General features: G+C 69.8%; 2 protein-coding genes. Both read right to left on the minus strand.

Going from position 1 to position 2,182, the window contains the following annotated elements; all coding sequences use genetic code 11:
* A partial coding sequence (locus tag ABYE80_RS20115) for an endonuclease/exonuclease/phosphatase family protein (RefSeq protein WP_372792117.1) occupies positions 1 to 963 on the minus strand: 963 nt, incomplete at its 3' end.
* Between the two features lie 98 nt (positions 964 to 1,061).
* Positions 1,062 to 2,182: pentapeptide repeat-containing protein (locus tag ABYE80_RS20120; protein ID WP_372792119.1), on the minus strand; the 1,121-nt coding region annotated here is incomplete at its 5' end.

Genomic DNA, 2,182 nt, shown 5'->3' on the forward strand with positions numbered 1-2,182 from the left:
GAGGTCGGCGCGTGTGCTGTCCCTCATGAGCTTCCAAGGCATGCGCTGGTGATGGACGCAGGCCGGCGCGGCGGTCGCGCGTCGGAGCAGGACGTAGTCGAGCTTCTCACGGGAGTTGGAGTTGCTGCGGATGTTGCGCGGTTCGTAGGTGTGACCACGATCCGAGGCCGAGTGCTCGTAGCTCCACAGGTCGCGGAACCCGAAGTCGTTGTCGAGCGCGCTGTTGGTCCCGAGTTGCTGGGCCCATTCGTCGTTGCCGTGGATGACGTTCAGGTCGCCCATGAACACGGCATCGCGGCCGCCGGCTTGGCCGCGTGGGAGCCAGCGGTCCATGAATGCGCGTACCTCGTCGAACTGCTTTGCGCGAGCGGCGCGGGTCGCGGCGTTCGCGCCCCCGTAGTCAGCCTGCATATGCGTGAACAGGACGTCCAGAGGCCGACCGGTCGCCGTGTTGGCGAGGCGGACGAGCCCGATGCCCTTCTCGGCGTTGCAGTCAGCGAATGCCTTGCCGCCGTTGCTGCACGCCTGGAACTCATGGAAGGCCACCGAGCATCCAGCGGGGCTCGAGGATGCGCACTCGCTTGGCTGGACGTTCGGCATCGGGATCGTCTTGAACCTCGACACGAGCATGAGACCCGAGTCCTGTGCTCCGGCGGTGCCGCCGTCGAGTTGCGGGATCCGTGTCGGAAAGACCGAGGCCGGGAGCTCGCTGAGCAGCCCTTCGCGCATCGAGTCCGCGAACACCTCGTTGAACGCGGCCACGTCGTAGCCGGCCGAGCGGACGCGAATGCCGATGTCCTTGCCGCGGGCCTCGTTGCTGCGCCCGTAGTCGTACTCGATCCCGGTGACGAGCTGCGGCAGCCCTTGCACGTTGTAGCTCAGGATCTTGTACGGCGCCGCACTGGCCTCTGCGGCTCCCACCCCGAGCACCAGCAACGCAATGGACAGCGAACGACGCAGCACGGCGGTCTCCCCTCGGTGACGGTCAGGCGATTGTGCCCAACCGTCATGGCGAAGACATCAGGGTCAGCCCCGAAATGCGTACCGGCGGTGCGCCGGGGTCACGGGTCGATCGTCAGGAACGAGAACGTGAGGTTGGGCGGGTCGGCGTTGACGCCGGTGTCGTTGCAGATGCGGTAGCGGCCTTCGCCTGCGGCCGGGTTGGCCTCTCCCCGCATGCTCCAGCCGGCAACCCCGGCGTCGCGGACGTGGTAGACGACGGTCGTGGACCCCGCGGCCGCGCCCAGGGCGATCTCGTCGATCGTGTTGGAGCACGTCCCGTTGGTGATGGTCCCGCCGAGGTTGACCGTGTGCTCGAGCTGGATCGTCATGCCGAGCTCGCTGAGCGTGATCGCCTTGGACGCCACCTTCGCGGAGGTCACCGCGCCCGACGCCAGCTCGCTGGTGCCGACCGCGCCGGCACCGATGTCCTGGGAGCCGATGTCGTTGTCGAGGATCTTGCTGCTGGTGACGGCGCCGCTGGCGATCTCGGCGGACCCGACGCCGTTGGTGGCGATGTCGACGGCTGCGACGGTGTTGTCGAAGATCGACGTGGAGGTCACCTTGCCGGTCCCGATCGTCGGGTTCGGATACGTGCCCGCCAGGTCGCCGCCGGCCGGTGTGCCGTCGATCGGGCCGGGCGGTCCCTGCGCGCCGGGGGGGCCTTGCGCGCCGGGGGGCCCTTGCGCACCGTCGCTACCGGTCGCGCCCGGGGGTCCCTGCGCACCGTCGGCGCCCGCCGGTCCCTGCGCGCCGACCGCACCGGCAGGGCCCGCGGGCCCCGCGGGCCCTGCGGCCCCAGGCGCACTCGACTGGCCCTGCAGCGTCGACTTGGCGTCGTCCGAGAGGTCGGACGGGCCGACCGACCCGTCGCGCAGGTCGGTGCCGGTGAGGGTGCCGTTCTTCACGTCCACGCCGGTCAGGCTGCTGTTGCGCACGTCGGCGCCGGTGAGCGAGCTGTTCCGCACGTCGCTGCCCCGGAGCGAGCTGTTGCGCACGTCGGCGCCGGTGACGGAGCCGTTCTTGATCTGGCTGGAGCTGGTGATCAGCACGCGCGCGGCGATCGCGTTCCCGGTGAGCGACAGGATCAGGGCGATGCAGGCGACGATCATCGCCGGACTCGGGCGGTGGCGGCCGAACTTCTGCATGGTGGTCCCCTCGGGTGGTGAAGGCGGCGGCTGGA

The organism is Paraconexibacter sp. (assembly GCF_041602235.1).
Lineage (GTDB): Bacteria > Actinomycetota > Thermoleophilia > Solirubrobacterales > Solirubrobacteraceae > Paraconexibacter.